We start from the raw sequence: 20,652 nt of genomic DNA on the forward strand, positions 1-20,652 counted from the left end.
CATGACTCAAAGTCGAACCCTCAAATTATATCTGGCTGATGGGCACCCAGCAGGCCTTATTGTAGCTGAAATTCTAAATTGGACAGGAAAAGTTCTTAGTTTTCCCCGTGGCTTACTGCCCCAAGTACTGAAAAGCCGCCAAGAAATTACAAAGACAGGCGTTTATTTTTTAGTTGGCACTAATCAGGATAACCTGTTTCAACCGATTGTTTATGTTGGCGAAAGTGATCTGGTAGGTCAACGTCTTATCGACCACGATAAAGATAATAAGAGAGCATTTTTCGACCAAGTGGTTTTAATTGTTAGTAAGGACGATAATCTGACTAAAGGACATATACGCTATCTGGAAGCTCGATTGATTGATATTATTCGCAAACAAGATTCTGCTCAATTGAACAACGGTAATATGGGCCAGCCTGTAAACCTTCCGGAATCTGACATGGCGGATATGGAGTATTTTCTGCACCAGACTCGGACTATTCTTCCTGTGTTGGGGTTTACTTTTCTTCAAGAGTTACCCAAACGACCTGCTCTATCTGTAGGTACGACAAGCCATGAAGCGCTCATTGCTTTAGGTGATCTACCCGGCGCAGAGGGGGATGTACCGATCTTTGAGTTAACTATGAATAGTGGCATTTATGCAGAAGCGTATGAGGTTGATGGGCAGTTCATTGTCCAGGCAGGGGCAGTTTGCCGGCATCCCTCCAAAATGGCCAACTCATTTTCCGTTGAGCGCTTTGGTTATGTTATATCTGACATCAATCAAAGTTTAAAAAATGGAACTCTGGTGCCCGAGGAAGGTTTACCTGAAGGCCTTGTACGATTAACCAGGGACAAAGCTTTTAAAAGTCCCTCTTCTGCTGCCATGTTTGTGTGTGGTAGTTCAAAAAACGGTAGAACTTATTGGAAGGTAAAGAGTACTGGTCAATCTTATGGCGACTGGCGTGACGAAAAGTTGAATGAATCTGTTTTTTACTCGCCAACTATGGAACTTGTTTGATGTTTTTTTCTGGGGAATGAATGAGCAGCTTTTTATCCTAATGAATTTATTGCTGTTTATTGGGGGTTGGCTTAATGAAAAGGAATGCAGTTCATATGACAACCAGTCATTTACACACAGCGCCTTCCGTTTTGATTGAAAACATTGGGCAACTGGTTACCGTGGACCTAGCCCGCATGACGGCGGACAATTCCTTGGGGATCATTGAGAACGGGGCCATTTTATTTGAAAACGGCGCCATTGCCTGGGTCGGATCGGCTACGGAAATCAACCGGGCCGACTCCCCCGCCGCCCAGTGGGTGGATGCCCGTGGGCGGGTTCTGCTGCCCGGACTCATTGATTCGCACACGCACACTATTTTTGCGGGCGATCGGGCCAACGAGTTTGAAATGCGCCTGCAGGGCAAAAGCTATCTGGAAATTGCCCAAGCCGGGGGCGGCATACTCAAAACCGTGCAAGCCACCCGACAGGCCACTCCAGAGGAACTCAGCGCCCTGACCTTGCAGCGACTGAAGCGGATGATGGCCTTGGGCGTGACCACCGTGGAAGTGAAAAGCGGCTACGGGCTGGATTTTGAGAGTGAGCTGAAATGCCTGCGGGTGCTTCAGGCCCTGCGTGCCCAAGCCCCGGTGGATATCGTGCCTACCTACATGGGGGCGCATGACATACCCCCAGAGTATCAGGGCCGTACGGATGCTTACGTGGATCAGCTGTGTGACGTGCAGATTCCGGCGGTGGCTGAGCAACAACTGGCCGACTTTTGCGACGTGTTTTGCGAACAAGGGTACTTCGATGTGGCCCAGTCCCGGCGCATTTTGGAGACGGCTCGCCAGCATGGTCTCAAACTGAAAATTCACGCCGAGGAATTTTGCGATCTGGGTGGGGCCCAGCTGGCCGGGGACTTGCAGGCCACCTCAGCCGATCATTTGTTGCATGTCTCCGATGCGGGCATTGCCGCCCTGAAAGCCGGAGGCACCGTGGCCACCTTACTGCCGGGGACGGCGTTTTATCTGCGCATAAAAGAGTACGCCCCGGCCCTGAAGTTATTGGCCGCTGGGGTGCCCGTGGCCTTGGCCACCGATTTTAACCCCGGGAGCTGCGTGATTGATAACTTGCAATTAATTATGGCTCTCGCTTGCCTGCAAATGAATATGCCCCCGGTGGAGGTGATCAAGGCGGTGACCTTGCATGCGGCCCAAGCGCTGGACTTGCAGCACGACCGGGGGAGTTTGACCGTGGGCAAACGGGCCGATGCGGTGCTGTTTGACATCCACAGTTACAACGAGCTGTTGTATCGGGTGGGCAGTAATTTGCTGACCGATGTCTATGTGGCCGGTCAGCACTTTTCCCGCACCCGGTTAGAAGCTCAATTGCAGCCTGTCACTTAACCGGGAAGTGCTATTTTACTTCCGCAGAATGACCTGATCCAGCCCGTCTACTTCTTGTAGTTGCACGTTGACCCGTTCCTGCTTGGCAGTGGGGATGTTTTTGCCTACGTAATCGGCCCGAATGGGCAATTCCCGGTGTCCCCGATCCAGCAAGACCAGCAACTGTACCCCAGCCGGTCGACCATAACCGTTCAAGGCATCTAAAGCCGCCCGCACGCTGCGTCCGCTGTAGAGAACATCATCCACCAGCACCACGGTTTTGCCGGTCAACTCCACCGGTACAAGGCTTTCAGAGGCCGGTTTGAAGGTCTGGGCCGTATCATCACGGTACAGGGTGACATCCAGATAACCCACCGGCACGGTTTTGCCTTCCAAGGCTTGCAGCAGTTGTGCGATGCGCTCGGCCAGAGGCTTGCCCCGGGTAACGATGCCCAGCAGAACCACGTTCTCGATGCCCTGGTTGCGCTCAATGAGTTCATGGGCCAGCCGCTTCAAGCTACGCTCAATATCGCTGGCGTTGAAAATAACCACTTCGTTGTGCTGCTCGGTTGGCATGGGAGGCTCCTTTGCGAAATTGGGCAGTTACACAGGAATGGGCTGGGCTTCCAGCCGGTGGAGTTCATTGAGAATGGCGTTGGCCTTGCGCAGGCATTCCCGGTATTCGTGCGGGCCAATGGCATCATGCACGATTCCCGCCCCCACATGAACAGCCACATTATAGCGCATCGGCAAATCGTTCCCGGTGCCAGAAGGATCGGGCAAGGGCTTCAGGTACACGCTGCGAATGAGGATGTTAAAATCCAGGGCGGGGCTGGCTGCGTCCACATAGCCCAGACTGCCAGTGTACAGCCCCCGAGAGACCGGCTCTAACTGGCTTAATAGTTCCACACAGCGGATTTTGGGGCAGCCGGTAATGGTGCCCCCCGGAAACAGGGATTGCAGCAGATCCCAACCGCTGGCTTGTGTTTTCAGTTGTCCGGTCACGTTGCTGACCAAATGGGTGACATGCGAGTAGCGCTCCAGCACCAAAAATTCATCCACTTGCACGGAGCCGGGCTGACAGACTCGTCCCAAATCGTTGCGGGCCAGATCCACCAGCATTAAGTGTTCGGCCTGTTCTTTTTCGTTGTTGAGCAGGGTTTGCCCAATGGCCTCGTCTTCTGCGGGGGTTTGGCCCCGACCCCGGGTCCCGGCAATGGGGCGGGTTTGGGCCCGTCCCTGCGTATCCAGTTGCACCAGCCGCTCCGGGGAATTGCAGACCAAGACGCCGTGGGCTGATTTCAAAAAACCGGCAAAGGGGGACGGGTTTTTCAGGCACAGGCGCTCAAACAGGGCGTAGGGATCGAGGCTGAGTTCTTTTTGTAGTTGCAGCGATAAATTGGCCTGATACACTTCCCCGTTAAAAATATCCCGCTTCAGTTGTTCCACGGCTTGCGTAAAGCCTTCCGGCTGGAAGGAGACCTGAAAGCGCTCCAGATACTCGGCCATGGCCGTGGCGTCTAAATTCAGGTCGGGCTCACCAGAGGATTTTGCTGTGGCTGTGGACACTTCCAAGCAGGTTTGCCATAGATGCTGGTAGGTGGCTGTGCGCTGGGCATCTTTACTTAAAACGGTGAGGGCGGCGGTTTTCAGGTCGATGAACAACCAGTCCTCAAACTCGAACAACTGTAATTCCGGCCAGTCGGCGGTTTTAGGGGGCGCGGCCTGTTGCCAGCCCGAATCGCACCAGCGGTAAAACTCATAGCCCAACACCCCGGCCAGGCCTCCGGCCATGGGCAAGCCCAGCGCCTGCTTTTCGTTGGGCCATGGCTGACACTGTTGTCGGGCCCGTTCCAATGTTTCAAACAGGTGCTGACGGGCATGATGGCCAGTTAAGTCAATGCGTTGATGGTTTCCCAGATCAATCCAGTCGAGGGTTTTTCCTTGCAGGCGCAGGGTTTGCCGGGCATGCAGCCCCACGATCACCCATTGGTTTAAGGGCGTGACCTCCGCTGAGCCGCCCAGCATAAGGGCTTCCCCTGCGGATTCGCTCACCTGCCGGAAAAAGCGGTGCAGGTGATGGGTCGCCAGAGCCACCATGCCTTATTGCTGCTCCAGTTTGGCCAGCAGGGCCTCGTCCATTTCAAAATTGGCGTACACGTGCTGCACGTCATCGTGGGATTCAATGGCGTCCATCAGCTTCAGCAGCGGTTTGGCGATCGCTTCGCTGTCCACCTTGGCCGTGTTTTGGGGAATACGGGTCACTTCAGCGGAATCGACTGAAATGCCTGCTTCTGTCAGGGCCTGGGCCACGGCGTTCAAGGCCAGTGGTTCCGTAAAAATATCAAAGCCATCTTCATCCGGGTTGGCGGAAAAATCCGTGGCTCCGGCTTCCAAAGCATGCTCAAACAGCGCTTCTTCAGAGTGGCTGGTTTGGGTCACCCGGATGAGGCCCTTTTGCTCAAAAATCCAGGCCACACAACCATCGGAGCCCAAGTTGCCCTGATACTTGTTAAAGTAACTGCGAATATCCCCGGCGGTGCGGTTGCGATTGTCGGTCATGGCTTCAATAAAAATAGCCACCCCGCCCGGGCCATAGCCTTCGTAGGACAGATCTTCCAGTTGGTCCGCCCCGCCAACGCCGATCCCTTTTTCGATGGCTCGCTTGATGTTGTCGTTGGGCACCCCCGCCGCTTTGGCCCGGGTAATGGCCGTTCTCAGCCGAAAATTGCCTTCCGGGTCACCCCCGCCCAATTTGGCGGCCATAATAATTTCCCGGGAGCATTGGGCGAAATTGGCGCCGCGCTTGGCGTCCTTTACCGCTTTGGTACGCTTGATTTGAGCCCATTTAGAATGTCCAGCCATAGTAAAAATGTATCACGAAGGCCAAGGCATGCTCAACTCATCAAGGCCTTTTGATTGTTTTAAAAAAATAGTGAAAGATCAAATGTTCCAAATTGTAAATTTATTGGTATTCTAGAGTTAAGAAGTGATGTGAGCGTTAGATGACCTACAAATCCCAAACCATTTCGGCGATCGTGATCACCGAAAACAATGCCGCTACTCTGGAACGCTGCCTGTCTTCCCTGCACTGGGTGGATGAACTGGTGGTGTTTGATCGGGGGAGTACGGACGCTACCTTGAGCATTGCCCGGGGCTTTACCGACAAGGTGCTGTTTCATCCCTCCCGCAATTTAAACGTGGTGCGCCGGGATGCCTTGTCCATGGGCAAATGTGATTGGTTGCTGCTGGTGGAACCCGATGAGTGGGTGGAAGAGATGCTGCGGCACGAGATTGACGGGGTTATGCTGAACACGCCCTCGCACCTGAATGGCTTTACCATTCCCCGGCAGCTCCGGTTTCAAAACCAGTGGCTGACTGTCCCTCTGGGGGATGAGCCCAAGCGGGTGCTGCGGCTGGTACGCAAACAGCAATGGCTGATTCGGGATAACTGGGAGTGCAGTCTGGCCGTGAATGGCGATGTGGGGAAGCTGGATCGCCCTTTGGGGTACGAGCCGTTTACCACCGTGGAAAGCCTGTTCGGCACCATTAACAAGCTCTCGACCTTGGCCGCCTATCAATATCTGGAAGCGCACGGCACGGCCAACGGGGCCCAAAAGCCCGCCAATTTAATTTTTAAAACCAAGCTGGCCGCCTGGAAGCAGTTTTTCTTGCTGGGCGGTTTGTTTAAGGGCATTACCGGGCAAACCATGGCCATGGCCAACACCTTGCAGGTTTTTCTGAAGTACGCCAAGGTGCGCGCGCTTACGGTTCGCTCCTGAGTTGACGGAAGGCCTTGCCATGCCCACTAATCACTATCGGTGTTCCCAGTGTCAGCAGGTGTTTACACGCACGCACGGCATGCTGGAAAGCCTGACCCTGATCTGTGAGGCCTGTGGGCATTTTTGTACCAAGGTGGTTTTATCTGCCCCAATGGTTATGGATGGCAGGGCGACAGAGTCGATCACTGGGGCAGCGGCTCATCCGGTGACGGAGGGGCATCACTGTGGGAGTGGGTGCGTTCTGCATCGTCGCTATTCTCAGGGGCCTGTCGAGGGGTCTGAAGAATAGAAGCCCAAATAATTAAAGCCCGGTGGCTGTGTTGATGAGGCCGGGGTAGTGTTTCACCTTTTTGTAAGGTTGCGCTTCCACCACCCAATCCTGATCCAGCTGGCGGGTTTGAATGATTTCTAACTGCGGGGCATCGGGTAAATCCAGCTGGAACGTTGGGCCAAATGCGGCTTTGGCCATTTGATCCTTTAAAACTTTGGGGGCGTAGAACAGGTAAAACTTGTTCACCAGATTTTCCGCCAGCAGGGAGGAGGCCAGTCGTCCACCGGCTTCCACAAACAGGCTGTTGATTTCCAGTTCGCCCAGTTGAGGCATCAGGGCTTTCAGGTTTAAGCCGGTGCCGGCTTCATCCAGCTCAATAATTTTGATTCCTTGTGCTTTGGCTTTTTGGGCGTTGGCGGCATTGTGGCTGGTCTTGGAAGTCACCACCCAGGTGGGGGCTTCCCCTTTGAAGATGCGGTATTTATCTGGGTTGAGCCGGAATTGGCGATCCAGAATAATTTTGATGGGTTGCTTTTTAATATTCGGAATATCCCGCACAGTTAGCTGGGGGTTATCGGCAATCACCGTTTCCGCGGTGGTTAAAATGGCATCGTAATGCTGGCGCAAATGGTGAACGTACTGCCGGGAAAAGGCACCGGTCAGCCATTGGCTTTCCCCGTGGCGGTTGGCGATTTTGCCGTCCAGACTAAGCCCGAGTTTTAGCGTGACAAACGGGGTTTTATGCACAATGGCGTGAAAAAAGAATTCGTTCAGCCGTCTGCATTCGGCCTCTAAAAAACCGTAGCGCACCGAAATGCGGGCGTTTTGCAGCATGTCCCGCCCGGCGCCAGCCACCAGTGGATTGGGATCTAACGTGCCGCACACCACCCGCTGAATGCCGGACTCAATAATTTTTTGGGTGCAGGGGGGCGTTCTGCCGTAGTGGTTGCAGGGTTCTAAATTAACGTATAGCGTGCCGCCTTTGGCTTTGTCTCCCGCTTGCTCCAGGGCGATGACTTCAGCATGGGCTTCTCCGGCCCGTTGGTGATAGCCTTCTCCCACCTTGCGTCCGGCGGAATCCAGCACAATGGCCCCTACCAAAGGGTTGGGGCTGACCGTGCAGGCTCCTAATTCAGCCAATGCCAGGCAGCGGGCAATATAGGCCTCATCAATATTTTGATACAGTAAAGGAGCGTGTACAGGCATAAGCGTTATTATAGCGTATGCTTTGTCCTGATGGGTATTGGGGCCAATTGAAAATCAGGAAATCCCGGAAGCTCATCGGCCACAGGCCGTCATCCATTACCACGGCCCGGGGCAATTTTGATTGCAGCTTGTTGTTCAGTATCGTATTCTCGAAAATTCTCTGGAATTTGTCTCGTCCATCATTAAAATGCAGGATGTCCATGCCAATTCCCGATTTTCAACTGTTATCCCGGGCTTGGGCCAGATCGGCATACAAGCCGGACCGAAAAGCAGCCCTGCCGCCCAAGAATGCGGATGCCTCCCCATCGGCCAGTGTGGATCTCTCAACCCATTTCTCAGGGGACACCGTGCGCTTTCGGGGAAGCGGGTCAGAGGGAGAAGCGACCGTCTCAAGGCAGGTGGTTCAGGAATTGAAAATTCCCTACGCCTTTAAAGTCTACCGGCGGGAAAAAGATCCTGTGCGGGGCAAAATTTCCAACTACCTGCCCCGTACCATTCAACCGGAGAATCTGGCAAGCCATTTGCGGGGCGCCAAATTAATCGCCCTGGGCGATCTGCACGGGTCCTATCAAAAACTGGTCGAAACCTTACTGGCCACTGGGTTGGCCACCATGCCCCCGGATAGCGTAGCATCTTTCCGGGAAATTTCCGATGCGTTTGCCCAGGATATTTTGACGGAGCCCAGGTATCCAACGGATGCCAATCCTTTCCGGCGATACGCCATTTCTCGTATTAACCGGAATTCTCTGGCACGCTCTGAACGACTCTTGCAAATGGCCGCTTTCTCTCAGGAGGCTATTGATGACATCACTCAGCGGCAGCAACGGTATCAAGGGTACTATCAGCAGCTCAGGTCGCTCATTCAACAGCTTCGCTGGACGGGAACGGAAGGACAGCAGTTACTGCTGATCGGCGATGTTTTGTCGGATCGGGGCGCTTTGGACTTTTTAACCCTGGATGTGATGGATCAAATCACCAGAGACCATCCCCATCGGCTCATTGGGCTGGCCTCCAACCATGATCACGCCGGGATGCAAACCCTGATTTATGGTATGTTTCCGGTGGGTTGGAGGTTGGCGGCTTCGTTGGGTCGTTCGGTCCTAATGGCCACGGATGAGGATTCTCGGGTTCGTCTGTCGCTGCACCCTGAGGGGGAAGCGGTCCGAGTGGCCTTGCGCACTGAAGAGGCTCCGGGCTCCCTCTCCGACTTACGGCAGCGTTACCGCCGGTATGTGCAAGGATCGCAGCTGGTTCACTATGGGCCTGAATACCAGACCCTGTTTACCCATGCCCCTGTTACCACTACCGAAATTTCACAGTTAAACGATATTTTGTCCCAGCGTTATCTGGATTGTGCCCCTACCCCTCAGTTCGACAGCAAATCCGGACGCGCCTGCTTGAGCGATGTGAGTTTTTGGCAGACCTGGGCCAATCGGTTTTGGCAAACTTACGCCGGTAAGGCCTTCGCGGAAAATTCCTTAAAAACCCCGGTGGAAGAAATGCTGGAGGGTCTGGAGCCGGGACAGGGGTTTTTATGGCGGCGTGATCCGCTGAAAAAGAAGGACAGCGTGCCTTTTTTCAACAATGGGGTCCAGGCATTGGTACACGGTCATGATCGGGGCTCGCTGGATTCCCCTTTTTCGGTGCATCGTCAATTATCACCGTTTCCTTGGAAGGTTCCCTACACGGTCATTAATCTGGATCAGGATACTCGTAAGACCTTTCACGCCGTGACCAGTCATCAGCCATGCAGCCTGTACGTGGAATTTTAGGCTGCCTTTATCTCTAATGGCTGTCGTTTTGGGGCTCTTGCTTCTTTGCCTGTGGAGAAGAAAAAGAAAAGGTGCCTTTTTGAGGGGCACCGTGTGGTTCATCAGGGAAAGAAAGAGAGAGATGTGGATTTATGTTTTAGGTATCGAAGGTTGCGGTCGATACTTGATACTCCGGATGGAGGATTTTGGGGGTGTGTTACGAACGGGTTAAATCGGTAGCAAGAAATATGGATATACTGTTTTTATGCAACTGAAGAGCTTGAAATAAGTTGCATCAGATAAGTCACCGGGTTTGTGGGTCTGAAATCGCCTGCCTGATGAAGATCGGTTGAGGCAACGCCTTTTACTCAGAAGGCATTTGGGTTTTATATCATTGGAAAGGGCTATGAGGAGAATGATTGTTAAGTCTATGACGGGTCCTGTCCGGGCTGTATGCCTATTGACGGACGGTTGGTATTGATTGAAAAGGGGAAAAGGGAAATGGACAGTGAAAGTAAGCGAAGGCTTCCTCAGTCGGAGGTTTCTGAACATTGGCTGTGGGAATTATTGCTGCCGGGCGTGTTTAGTCTGGTGCTGATTGCCTGCCTGACCCAACTGGTGTGCTACGCCTGGCAGGCCCGGACTCAGCCGGTCCAGAACTTTCAGTACGCGATTTCCGCCTTTGCCCTGTAAGACGGGGAAACGGTCTGGCCGCGCTTTGAGTACCGATAATTTGTGGGCCGGAACACAATCCTGGCGGTTTGGCCTATAATGAATGGACACACCTGTAGGGGCACACCATACCGGGTACTGTTGAATGACGCATGTATGTTATTCCTTGCAAGAGGCGGCTGATAAGCTGAAACTGACCGAAACGGTTCTGGTTCGCTTGTCGCAGTTTTTTAAGATGCCCCGGGCCGCCTATGAAGCGTCGGGTTATTTGTCGTTTAAAGGGGATCTGGCCTTTACCGAGCCCGATCTTCAGTTTTTCCTGCGGGTGAAAGAGCGCTTGCTGATGGGTGATACCCTGGAGATGGTCAAGCGCCACCTGAGCAGTCTGGAGGCGCTGGGGCCATCGATGACGTCTGCCATGCAGGGCGACGCAGAGGGCGTTACCCCCAACGGTGGGGATAGTCTGTCAGCGTCGGCCAGTGCCGGATCTTCTTCCGTGCCTCAGCCCCCCATGCGTGAAATTCAGGATCGCCAACCGTATGAGAAAGCGGCGGAAGACAGCTTTGAGCGGTATAAAAGCGTGCATCGCACCGGTTTGGGCCGAGTGTTCGAGAGTATGCTGAAAGAAGTGGGCGCCACGGCTCTCGATCACCCGGACTTGCCCGAGCGTGTCAGCCCACCGGCCCCCAAAGCGCATGCTGGCACGGGCGCTGAACCCAAAAACAAGGCCGGACGATTTTCTCCTTTTTTGCCGTTGGCGCCGGAAAAATCGTCCGCGGAACCGTCTGAACCGGCTACCGGCAAAGCGCCGGTGAACAAAATGGCAACGCCTCCCCCGCGTGCCTCTCAGGATAGTGCCTCCCTGGACGCTTCCTGGGAGCAGTTGCTGCAGCAGGCCGTACAGCATCCCCGAGTGTTGAACAGCCACCTGAAAAGCGCGGCGGCTTTATTGCGGGAGCGGGCCACCCGGCAGGACGCTCAGGCTTTCAGAAAAAACAGTTAGCGGATTTTTTTAACTGGCTTGTTCAACGATCACCAGGCGGGTTTTGCATCCGTGTTTTTCCGTTAGTGTCTTGCGGTAGCCCTATCATTTATGGCGTGGAAAGGCCATGGCGGGGAACGGATGATTATTTAAGCTTTGGTGTGAGTGCAGCCCCACCCCAAATTATTGTGTAATCGCTGTGGCAACTTTTTTCCTTGACCGGGTTTTACGTGAGTGAGATTTTATAAAAACAGCTGGTAACCTTTGGCCAGCATACTGGCCAGTCAGGCCGCCAAGCCTGTTTCCCCAGGTGGGACTCCATTTACAACCGCACAACAGGGTGAATCGCAATGACTTTGACCGGACCCTCTCTTTATCCCTATCCCAACGCCCCCCGGTTCACTGCGCCTTTGCCCCAGCGGCCATCCTATCCTTCGTTTAACCAGCCGTTCCCGGCCACTGGCTTCTCCGCTCCGGCGACTTTGTCCACAGCAATGACTCCGGGGCTGGCCTCAGGAGTAACCTCAGGGCTTACCACCGGGCGTTCACAGTGGCCAGCTTCTTTCAATGCGGCGGGCTTTAATGCGTCAGGTCTACCGGCGGCCATGGCATTGCCAGGCTCTGTGGGCTTTCAGCCGACCGCTGCGTTCAGCCCGGCTTCGGCCCCTTCGCGAGTGAACGCAAGTCCCTTTGCTATTTCTGCCCCCGAAACACCGGGTTTGGCTTCCGCCTGGTCCAACCTGACCGATAATAGCCAGCCCCTGACCGCCGATGCCATGGGTCAGAAGGTGGGAACGGTGGTGGCCAGCTTTATGAAAGAAAACCCTGCCTTGCTGGAGAAGCTGAACGGGGTGGATCTGGACGCACTGGCCCAGGACATTGGCCCTAAAGTGGAAAAGGCCCGTGCCCAGATTCAGCAGGCCCTTAAAAAAATGCCGCAGGCGGTGGATAACCGATTGATTCGCATGCTGGACCCGGGAACCCGAGAGCTGGCCACTGAGTTTGATCAGTGGTTGCGGAAAGAGCCAGATCCGGCTTTACTGGCGAACATGGCCCGGGAAGAGCGCCTGAAGGCTCGTCAAGAGAATGCCAAGACCCAAAGGCAAGGAGCCAATGCCGGTACCCTGGCTGACCCCTTCGCGGCGGACGATCCCTTTGGGGATGCCTTTTTACCCGAAAAGCCCGCCACCTGGAAAGACAAGATATTGAACACCAAAGACCAGTTGTGGGCAAAGATGCAATCCAGCTGGCCCCTGAATCGTCGGCAAAAGCCGGACAATGGAGGCCTGCCCCTGGAAGAGGCCTTCGCCAGTTTGCGAAACAAACCCAAGCCCCCCATCAGTCTGGATGGGGCGTTGAGCGAAGCGGAACTGGATGCCTTGTTGGGCAGCGGTTTAACCTTTAAGGCCAACCCTAAAAAATAGGGCTGGCCAGCGTATCAGGTTTTAGCTGCCCGCTTTTTGCAGCAGATTCAGATTTTCTTCCCGCAATTGCTTTTTGATGACTTTACCGGTCTGGTTTTTGGGCAGTTCATCATAAAAGCGAATCACGGCGGGGATCATAAAGGGGGGGAGATGCTCCTGGCAGAACTTTTTAAGCTCCGTTTCGGTGGCGGTGGCCCCTTCTTTCAGTTCAACGCAGGCTGCGATATCTTCGCCCAGCTTTTCATCGGGGATGCCAATGACGGCAGCGTGCAGAATGGCCGGGTGCTGGTACAGGACGTCCTCAATGCGCACCGGGGCAATGTTTTCGCCCGCTTTAATAATTAAGTCCTTGATGCGTCCACCCGAAATAAACAGGTTTCCCTGCGCGTCGAAATGCCCCAAATCCCCGGTGTGGAAGTAGCCTTCGGCGTCAAACACCTGACTGGTTTCCTCGGGCAGATTGTAATAGCCCAACATGATGTTGGGACCTTTGGCCATAATTTCGCCTTCCGCGGAAACCTGACCGGGCTGCCAGTCGATGGTTTTTCCTTCAGCGTCCACCAGCTTGAGTTGCACGTTGGGCAAGGCCGGGCCCACGGATTTGGGTACCGAGCCCACCGCGGGACGATTGACGGCCAGCACCGGAGCGGTTTCAGTCAGGCCGTAGCCCTCCAGCACCACCAAATTCAGGCTGTTTTCAATCTGGCGTAACAATTTTTCCGGCAAGGAAGCGCCACCGGAGATGCAGGCTTTCAAGTGGGCCAGTTTCTCGGCCCCGACTTTCTGGATGCTGTGCAGCAGTACGCTGAACATGGTGGGAACCAGAGGCAATATGGTAATGCGCCCTTCCACCAGGGTTTGCAGGATTTTCTTGGGAGCGAAGTTGGGCACCAGATAAATGGGGGCCTGGGCATCCAGGGCATACAGGCCGATAATCAGGCCGTAGGCGTGAAACAAGGGCAAGGCCAGCAGTAAGCGTTCTGAATTGGAGAACTTGAAGATGGGGTGAATGCCTTCCAGGTTGGCGATGAGGTTATTTTCGCTGAGCATGACCCCTTTGGGCTTGCCGGTGGTCCCGGAGGTGTACATTAAAATGCGCATGCTGTGGGCGTCCCCAAAGGGCACTTGGGGGAATTGAGGGTTTCCCTGCTCAATGGCCTCTTCCAGACTGGGATAGGTGCTGTCTTCTGCCGGTTGGTTGGCCATCATGACCGGGATGGGACGTCCTTCAAAGCAGTGTTTAAAGGCGTAGGTGGTTAAAATCAGCTTGCTACCGGAATTTAACACCACGTAAATAATATCTTCGGACGGGATGGAGACGTTAATGGGCACCACAATGGCCCCGGCGTATAAAACGGCGAAAAACCCCACCAGATACTCTTTCTGGTTCATAAACATCAGGGCCACCCGATCGCCGGGTTGAATGCCCTTGGCCTGCAGGACCGAGGCCAGCCGGATGGCCTTCTCCCGAAATTCGGCCAGGGTCCAACTGGTTTCATCCTCAATCAGGGTTAACAGGCTGGCATCGGACTTTTGCAGAAGGCGATCAAATAATAAACTCATGGGGGTTCCCTCTTTCAGTGCTTTTAATGGGTGGCAGATCAGGGAATCGCTGATTGTCGTATTCCCCAATTAAGTCTTTTGGTCATTATTTTGAAGGGCCAGCCGCAGTTTCCCGGAAACTGCTTTTAACCGGGCCAGAGCCTCCGATTGAGTCATTTTATCACGGGCCATTAAAATGGCTGGCTTTACCTGATAACGGGTTTCTTCCAAAATGGCTGCGGCTTCCTCGACGCTGACCTGCCCCAGAGCGGCCACAATGCGTCGGGCTCGGGCCTTCAGCTTCAGGTTGGTGGGTTGCACATCTACCATTAAATTTTGAAAGGTCTTGCCGGTCTGGATCATGGCCCCGGTGGTCAACATGTTGAGTACCAGCTTTTGGGCCGTGCCCGCTTTCATGCGGGTGGACCCGGCCACCACTTCCGGCCCCACTTCCACCACAATGGGCTGACGAACCGCCTGGGCCAGCTTGGAGTTAGGGTCACAGGTCAATCCGGCGGTGAAGCACCCCAGCGCATCAGCGGCCTGCATGGCGGCTACCACGTAAGGGGCTTGCCCACTGGCAGAGATGCCCACGGCCACATCACCCGCAGTCAGGCCGGCTGTTTGCACATCCTGCGCGCCCTGCTCCGCGGAATCCTCGGCACCTTCCACGGCCTTGCGCAGGGCAATGTCGCCGCCGGCGATGATGCCTTGCACCAGCTCCGGGGGCGCTCCGTAAGTGGGGGGGCATTCGGAGGCGTCCAACACACCCAAGCGGCCACTGGTACCCGCCCCAAAGTAGAACAGTCGGCCGCCATTGTTAAAAGCGGTTTTGATGGCGTCCACGGTGACCGCGATCTGGGGGATGGCTTGCTCCACCGCCAGGGCCACCAACTGATCTTCGGCGTTAATTTTGCGTAGCACCTCCTCGGTGGAGAGTAAATCGATATCCATGGTGTGTGGATTCACCTGCTCGGTGGGGATGACCGAATGGAGTGCCTGTTCAAAAGCGTTGGAACCAAGGGCAGAATCTGGCATGGGGCGTCTATCCTGTGGGTTGTGGCGTCTGGTTGTAGCGTCCTATGGATGGAGTCGAACCGGGCCGCAGGCCGTAAAGCAATGGCAAGCCGGGGGCGATTATCTTTGCCTGTTCGTGATTAACTATTAGTGTAAAGCATTTTGTCGGTTCTGTTAGGGGATACAGCCCGTGAGCCCCAGTCATCCTGCTTGTGAGCAACCCAAGGTATTGGCGGTCATTCCGGCCCGCTACGCTTCCACCCGGTTTCCGGGGAAGCCACTGGTGGACATTCAGGGGAAGCCCATGATCCGACATGTTTGGGAGCGGGTGCGGGGAGTTCCAGCCATTCAGCGGATCATTGTGGCCACCGATGACGAGCGTATCGCCCAGACCGCCCGGACTTTTGGGGCGGAGGTTGCCATGACTTCCCCGGCGCATCCCTCCGGGACGGATCGTCTGTGGGAGGTGGCCCAGACTTTGCCAGCGTTTGAGTGGGTGTTGAACGTGCAGGGAGATGAGCCCTTCATCAATCCCGCGCATTTGCAGGCGGCCCTTGAGGGCATTCAGCGATTTGCGGGGGCCGATATCATTACCCTGGTCACGCCCATTCATACGGTGGAGGATTGGCGGGAGCCCAATCTGGTGAAGGCGGTGCTGACCGCCGAGGGGCGGGCGCTTTATTTTTCTCGGGCTCCCGTGCCCTATCATCGAGATGCGCCTGATTTGCCTCAAGGCGTTTATCGGCACATTGGGCTTTATTTATACCGCCGCACTGCCCTGGAACGCTTCACCCAGTTGCCGCCCTCCCCGCTGGAGCAGATGGAAAAGCTGGAGCAGTTGCGAGCCCTGGAGGCGGGGATGACTATTTATGCGGCGGTGGTCTCCGAAGCGCCGGTGGGCGTGGACACCCCTGCGGATCTCATCCGTATACGGGAATCTTTGGGGTAGGGCTTCCCGATTTTAAAATGATGACGGTATAATGAGGTCTACTTTTAGCGGCTCCGATTGGCTCAGCCAGAGCGTGTGCATCGTTTTGAAAGTAACCGCCTGGAAAGCGTAATGGCAGTGAGTAACACAGAGAGTCTCTTTCCTGAATGAAAGTGTGGATCGTTTTCAGATCCCTGTGACAGTTGAGTTAGGTAACAGTGGAAGCGTTTGAATGCGTGTGAATTCTTATTCTCGAATGTTCAGTACCCAACTGGTTTTAGCGGTGAGTTTGGGTCTCTTGTTAGGGCAAGTCAGTCCCGCAACGGCCACTGTGCCGGAGGAATCCAGTGTAGAGCTGGAGGCGGCCAAAGCAGAGTCATTGGGTGAGGCCCCCTTGCAGATCAGCGAAGCCGCAATCATGGCCACCCCTTTCATGGCTGCGGAGAACACGGAATTATTGCGCCAAAAGGTAGCAGCGGTCAGCAATTACGTGCAGACGTACAACCGAAATCTGCCTGCTGGACAGATCGGTAGCATCGCCGATGCCATTGTGCGATACAGCGAGCGCTATGGCGTGGATTACCGTCTGCTGACCAGCCTGATTGCCATTGAATCCTCCTTTCGTTCGGATGCGGTCTCTTCCTCGGGCGCCATTGGCATGGGCCAGTTGAAACCCGCCACGGCCAAGTGGCTGGGCGTTTTGAATCCTTACGATCCGGTGGATAACATTGCCGGAACCGCCCGTTTTTTAGGCTGGCTGGTGCAAAAGTACAACGGCAATCTGGAATACGCCTTGTCTGCCTATTATCAGGGGCCGGGTTACGTGGATCGTAACGGGGTCAGCTCCGTTTGCATGCCTTACCTGCAAAAGATCAACCGGGCCTTGGGTTCTCTGCTTTAGTTGTAAATTTTCCGCAATAAAATCTTGTGCTTTTAACACCCTTTCCCCTTCAGCTGGTTTTCTCTCACAGATTACCCAACTGAGGGCACCAAGGTATGCAGCCTGTTGGCTCAAGCCCGGCATTTTCCAAATTGCGTTTTGGCAATAACAGCGCCACTGTGGTGCAGGGGTTGGCCTCCGGTTTGCAGCGCATTATTCGGGGTCAACCGGGGCCGGCTACCAGTAAGGCCATCGAGATCAGCTTTCGGCCCTTGATGCCCTTGATCGTGGCGGGCTCTGGCCTGCTTTACAATCAGGGCCGGGAAAGTCTGAAGGGCAGTGGTCAGGAAAGTAACGCCTGGTTACGGATACTGGGTGAATCGACCCTGGCTTATGGGGTGCTGGCCAACACCACGGGCTTGTATCCACTATTGGGGATAGCCTTGGCCGCTTACAGGGCTGGTAAGGAAGAAACCGGACTGGGACAAGTCAAAGCGCTGGTCAATACGGCCACCACCTTAACGATGGGTTATGCGGGCGTTAAATTATTCAAGCTGATGGCCAAGGTGGATGGCCGCATCGACAACGAGATTCTCTATAAATCGTTGGGCCGTCGGGAGGAATCGACGCCTGAGCGTCAGGTTATTCAGGAGTGGCTAGAGAAACTTTCTGGCCACGGGGATGAAAAAGTGCGTGGCTTTGGCGCTACTTTGAAAGATCTGGCTCAGGAACTGGATAAAAACGTGGATGTGCTGGCCCGGTTGAAATCGGAGGGGCGCACCGACGCGGTGTTGCAGGATTCCCGAGGGGTGCTGGAAAAGTTGAAACACCTGAAAGAGCAGGCTTACCAGCAGTTTACCCATCTGGAACAGGATGCCCTGAAGCCATTGCAGGGAGAAGCCAATCGCCGTATCGCCAAGAACCTGATGAGCAATATTCGGTACTCTCAAAGTGGTTTTGTAAAAGGGTTACGGGCTTTAAATCCTGTTTTGGGCTACGTTATTTCCGGGTTGATGATTGGGGCCCCGGTGGCCGCTTTAATCAATCGGTTCATTGAAAAACGATATCCCGAGCTTCAACAGAAGCGATTGAAAAAATCCATCCTGCCGCCCGAGCATCGTATCTGGAGTGGCGGGGGGCGTCACTATGCGGGCGACTCCTGGATAAAAGATCCGAATCCGGAAATTAATATAGGCCCCACCCTAATTAATACGGGTAATGCTCAGCCGGCTATTTTCTGGCCGGGGATGAACAACAACCGCCCCTTACAGTAGGGTCTTCTGAGTCGTTCTTAGTTCTATAAAAAATTCTGAATTATCTCTTGCCGTGCGGTTTGTCATTCCCGCGAAGGCGGGAATCCAGAGAAAAATGGTTATAGTACGCATTTTGTAGCTGGGATGACTCTTATAAACTGGATTCCCGCCTTCGCGGGAATGACATATTGAAGTTTAAATAGTAAGTCAAGATAGAGTGTCTACCTAAAACTTCAATAGTAGTACGTTAATGGATGACCCCAAAAAAGCGACGGGTTTTTGAGGCCCGTCGCTTTTGAGTTTAGGGGGAAAACTACGATCTAGTAGTCATCCATTCCCGGCATACCGGCGGGCATGGCGGGGCCTTTTTTCTCCGGCATATCCACGATCAGGGCTTCGGTGGTTAACAACAGCCCAGCGATGCTGGCTGCGTTTTCCAGAGCGGAGCGCTCCACTTTTAGCGGATCGACGATACCGGCGGCGAACATATCGACGTACACGCCGTTCAGGGCGTCAAAGCCGATGTTGCCAGCTTCTTCTTTCACCTTTTCAACCACCACTTGACCACGAGCGCCAGCGTTGTCGGCGATCTGACGGCAAGGGGCTTCCAGGGCGCGAACCAGGATTTCAGCACCAGTGCGCTCTTCGGCTTTCAGGGTTTCTGCGAACTTTTGCAGAGACAGGGTGGCTTTCAGCAAAGCGGTACCACCGCCGGGCACAATGCCTTCCTCGATAGCGGCGCGGGTGGCGTTCAAGGCATCTTCCAAACGCAGCTTCTTGTCCTTCAGTTCGGTTTCAGTGGCAGCGCCGACTTCAATCACGGCAACCCCACCAGCCAACTTGGCCAGACGTTCTTGCAGTTTTTCACGGTCGTATTCGCTGTCGCTTTCCTCGATTTGACGCTTGATCAACTTCACGCGGGCTTCTACGTCGGACTTGGTGGCTTCATCCACCACGATGGTGGTGGCTTCGCGGGTCACGGTCACCCGGCGGGCTTTGCCCAAATGCTCCACAGTGACGTTTTCCAGCTTCATGCCCAGATCTTCGGTGAACATCTGGCCGCCAGTCAGGATGGCGATGTCTTCCAGCATGGCCTTGCGACGATCCCCGAAGCCGGGAGCCTTGACGGCCACGGCGCGGATGACTTTCCGCATGCTGTTGACCACCAGGGTAGCCAGCGCTTCGCCTTCCACATCTTCGGCGATAATCAGCAGACCACGGCCTTCACGGGCCACTTTTTCCAGAATGGGCACCAGGTCGCTGACCAGGTTGATTTTCTTGTTGACGGTCAGCACGAAGCAATCTTCCAGCACCGCTTCCATGCGCTCGGTGTCGGTGATGAAGTACGGGGAGATGTAGCCCTTGTCGAACTGCATCCCTTCCACGACTTTCAGCTGGGTGCCGATGGACTTGGACTCTTCTACGGTGATGACGCCTTCGTTGCCCACTTTGTCCATGGCGTCGGCAATCAGGTTACCCACCACTTCGTCGTTTCCGGCGGAGATGGAAGCAACTTGAGCGATGGCTTCACGGTTTTCTACTTTGCGGGCTTGCTTGCGGAGATCGTCTACAATGACGGCCACGGATTTATCAATACCACGCTTCAGGCCCAGCGGGTTGGCGCCTGCCACCACGTTTTTCAAGCCTTCGTGGACAATGGATTGCGCCAGAACGGCAGCGGTGGTGGTACCGTCACCGGCCACGTCGTTGGTTTTGGAAGCGACTTCGCGAATTAACTGGGCCCCAGCATTTTGCTGGTGATCTTCCAGTTCCACTTCCTTGGCGATGGTGACGCCGTCATTCACGATCTGCGGGGAACCGAATTTCTTTTCCAGAACCACGTTACGGCCTTTGGGCCCCAAGGTTACTTTCACGGCGTTGGCCACGGCATCAATACCGCTTTCAAGGGCGCGACGGGCTTCTTCTTCAAATACAATGCGCTTAGCCATTGTGTTTATACCTCTGCTTACTAATAACTGTAGGGATAATGCTCAACGGTGGCTTTTGAAGGAATTAACCTTCAATAATGCCCAAAATATCCTTCTCGGAGAGGATTTTAACTTCCTTGCCGGAAAGTTTGACATCGGTGCCGCTGTACTTGGCGAACAGAACCACATCGCCAACTTGCACCTGCATTTCCTCACGCTTGCCGCTGTCATTGAGCTTGCCAGGGCCTACTGCCAGGATTTTACCTTTTTGGGGCTTCTCACGAGCGGTTTCCGGCAAGTAAATGCCACCGGAAGTTTGCTCGGTTTCTTCCAGCACTTCCAGCACGACGCGATCGCCGAGCGGTTTAATTGCGATTTTGGTTTCAGTTGTAGGCATAGGAACCTCCACAATCTAAACAGGTGTTGATACTACAAATGGGTAGTTTTTCGAGTGATTCTATAGTAGGCAAGACCAAAAGCCGTGTCTATCCGGTTAAGGAAAAATTAATAATTACCAAGACACACTGTTCATAGGAGAGGGGCGGGCAAGACTTCCACTGACTGGAGGAGCCAGCCTGATGGGCTAACAGGGTATGATCCGGACAGCGCCAAAAACAACCTGATCAGGGAAAGTGAAACGTTGGGAGAA

General features: G+C 54.4%; 19 protein-coding genes. 11 read left to right on the plus strand and 8 right to left on the minus strand.

Going from position 1 to position 20,652, the window contains the following annotated elements:
- Position 1 precedes the first annotated feature (1 nt).
- Together DF283_RS01785 and hutI are read left to right on the plus strand one after the other, a co-directional pair.
- The gene (locus DF283_RS01785; RefSeq protein ID WP_303672921.1) at positions 2-1,000 is read left to right on the plus strand and encodes a GIY-YIG nuclease family protein; all 999 of its coding nucleotides are present in this window, start codon (positions 2-4) and stop codon (positions 998-1,000) included.
- Positions 1,001-1,095: 95 nt separating this feature from the next.
- The gene (gene hutI / locus DF283_RS01790; RefSeq protein ID WP_303672922.1) at positions 1,096-2,388 is read left to right on the plus strand and encodes an imidazolonepropionase; all 1,293 of its coding nucleotides are present in this window, start codon (positions 1,096-1,098) and stop codon (positions 2,386-2,388) included.
- Positions 2,389-2,403: 15 nt separating this feature from the next.
- Here hutI and pyrR read toward each other — a convergent pair whose 3' ends face one another.
- Genes pyrR through DF283_RS01805 form a run of 3 tightly spaced genes read right to left on the minus strand, consistent with a single transcriptional unit; the run spans position 2,404 to position 5,232 of the window.
- Positions 2,404-2,943, minus strand: coding sequence for a bifunctional pyr operon transcriptional regulator/uracil phosphoribosyltransferase PyrR (gene pyrR, locus DF283_RS01795; protein WP_303672923.1), 540 nt, complete (start codon positions 2,941-2,943; stop codon positions 2,404-2,406).
- Positions 2,944-2,970: 27 nt separating this feature from the next.
- Positions 2,971-4,467 carry an anthranilate synthase component I family protein gene (locus DF283_RS01800; protein WP_303672924.1) on the minus strand — a complete coding sequence of 499 codons (1,497 nt, stop codon included), beginning with the start codon at positions 4,465-4,467 and terminating at the stop codon, positions 2,971-2,973.
- Between the two features lie 3 nt (positions 4,468-4,470).
- The gene (locus tag DF283_RS01805) at positions 4,471-5,232 is read right to left on the minus strand and encodes a YebC/PmpR family DNA-binding transcriptional regulator (RefSeq protein WP_303672925.1); all 762 of its coding nucleotides are present in this window, start codon (positions 5,230-5,232) and stop codon (positions 4,471-4,473) included.
- Between the two features lie 140 nt (positions 5,233-5,372).
- Here DF283_RS01805 and DF283_RS01810 point away from each other — a divergent pair, with 140 nt between their 5' ends.
- Positions 5,373-6,149, plus strand: a complete 777-nt coding sequence (locus DF283_RS01810; protein WP_303672926.1) for a glycosyltransferase family 2 protein — start codon at positions 5,373-5,375, stop codon at positions 6,147-6,149.
- 19 nt (positions 6,150-6,168) lie between these two features.
- Entirely contained in the window at positions 6,169-6,438 is a 270-nt protein-coding gene (locus tag DF283_RS01815) for an FmdB family zinc ribbon protein (protein WP_303672928.1), read from the plus strand.
- Positions 6,439-6,450: 12 nt separating this feature from the next.
- On the opposite strand, the gene ribD is transcribed toward DF283_RS01815, so the two are convergent.
- A complete protein-coding gene (gene ribD, locus DF283_RS01820; protein WP_303672929.1) occupies positions 6,451-7,626 on the minus strand; it encodes a bifunctional diaminohydroxyphosphoribosylaminopyrimidine deaminase/5-amino-6-(5-phosphoribosylamino)uracil reductase RibD in 1,176 nt (391 codons plus the stop codon).
- 200 nt (positions 7,627-7,826) lie between these two features.
- On the opposite strand from ribD, the gene DF283_RS01825 reads away from it, so the two are divergent.
- From DF283_RS01825 to DF283_RS01840, 4 genes are all read left to right on the plus strand, one after another.
- Entirely contained in the window at positions 7,827-9,398 is a 1,572-nt protein-coding gene (locus tag DF283_RS01825) for a hypothetical protein (protein WP_303672930.1), read from the plus strand.
- Positions 9,399-9,878: 480 nt separating this feature from the next.
- A complete protein-coding gene (locus tag DF283_RS01830; protein WP_303672932.1) occupies positions 9,879-10,070 on the plus strand; it encodes a hypothetical protein in 192 nt (63 codons plus the stop codon).
- 124 nt (positions 10,071-10,194) lie between these two features.
- On the plus strand, positions 10,195-11,052 hold the full coding sequence (locus tag DF283_RS01835; protein ID WP_303672933.1) for a hypothetical protein: 858 nt from the start codon (positions 10,195-10,197) through the stop codon (positions 11,050-11,052).
- Positions 11,053-11,381: 329 nt separating this feature from the next.
- Positions 11,382-12,455, plus strand: coding sequence for a hypothetical protein (locus DF283_RS01840; RefSeq protein WP_303672935.1), 1,074 nt, complete (start codon positions 11,382-11,384; stop codon positions 12,453-12,455).
- Positions 12,456-12,476: 21 nt separating this feature from the next.
- On the opposite strand, the gene DF283_RS01845 is transcribed toward DF283_RS01840, so the two are convergent.
- Together DF283_RS01845 and murQ are read right to left on the minus strand one after the other, a co-directional pair.
- Positions 12,477-14,018 carry a class I adenylate-forming enzyme family protein gene (locus tag DF283_RS01845; protein ID WP_303672936.1) on the minus strand — a complete coding sequence of 514 codons (1,542 nt, stop codon included), beginning with the start codon at positions 14,016-14,018 and terminating at the stop codon, positions 12,477-12,479.
- Positions 14,019-14,087: 69 nt separating this feature from the next.
- Complete coding sequence (gene murQ, locus DF283_RS01850; protein WP_303672938.1) at positions 14,088-15,035, minus strand: N-acetylmuramic acid 6-phosphate etherase; 948 nt, start codon at positions 15,033-15,035, stop codon at positions 14,088-14,090.
- Between the two features lie 169 nt (positions 15,036-15,204).
- Between murQ and kdsB the strand changes: the two genes are divergently transcribed.
- The 3 genes from kdsB to DF283_RS01865 all read left to right on the plus strand — a co-directional run bounded on the left by kdsB (position 15,205) and on the right by DF283_RS01865 (position 18,096).
- Complete coding sequence (kdsB, locus tag DF283_RS01855; protein WP_303672939.1) at positions 15,205-15,963, plus strand: 3-deoxy-manno-octulosonate cytidylyltransferase; 759 nt, start codon at positions 15,205-15,207, stop codon at positions 15,961-15,963.
- A 211-nt stretch (positions 15,964-16,174) separates the two neighbouring features.
- Positions 16,175-16,843 (plus strand): lytic transglycosylase domain-containing protein, encoded by a 669-nt coding sequence (locus DF283_RS01860; RefSeq protein WP_303672941.1) that lies wholly within the window; start codon positions 16,175-16,177, stop codon positions 16,841-16,843.
- Between the two features lie 95 nt (positions 16,844-16,938).
- Positions 16,939-18,096 (plus strand): siphovirus Gp157 family protein, encoded by a 1,158-nt coding sequence (locus DF283_RS01865; protein ID WP_303672942.1) that lies wholly within the window; start codon positions 16,939-16,941, stop codon positions 18,094-18,096.
- Positions 18,097-18,395: 299 nt separating this feature from the next.
- Here DF283_RS01865 and groL read toward each other — a convergent pair whose 3' ends face one another.
- Positions 18,396-20,024 carry a chaperonin GroEL gene (groL, locus tag DF283_RS01870; protein ID WP_303672944.1) on the minus strand — a complete coding sequence of 543 codons (1,629 nt, stop codon included), beginning with the start codon at positions 20,022-20,024 and terminating at the stop codon, positions 18,396-18,398.
- 64 nt (positions 20,025-20,088) lie between these two features.
- Positions 20,089-20,400, minus strand: coding sequence for a co-chaperone GroES (gene groES / locus DF283_RS01875; RefSeq protein ID WP_303672945.1), 312 nt, complete (start codon positions 20,398-20,400; stop codon positions 20,089-20,091).
- Positions 20,401-20,652 lie beyond the last annotated feature (252 nt).

Source organism: Vampirovibrio chlorellavorus, from assembly GCF_003149375.1.
Taxonomy (GTDB): domain Bacteria; phylum Cyanobacteriota; class Vampirovibrionia; order Vampirovibrionales; family Vampirovibrionaceae; genus Vampirovibrio; species Vampirovibrio chlorellavorus_B.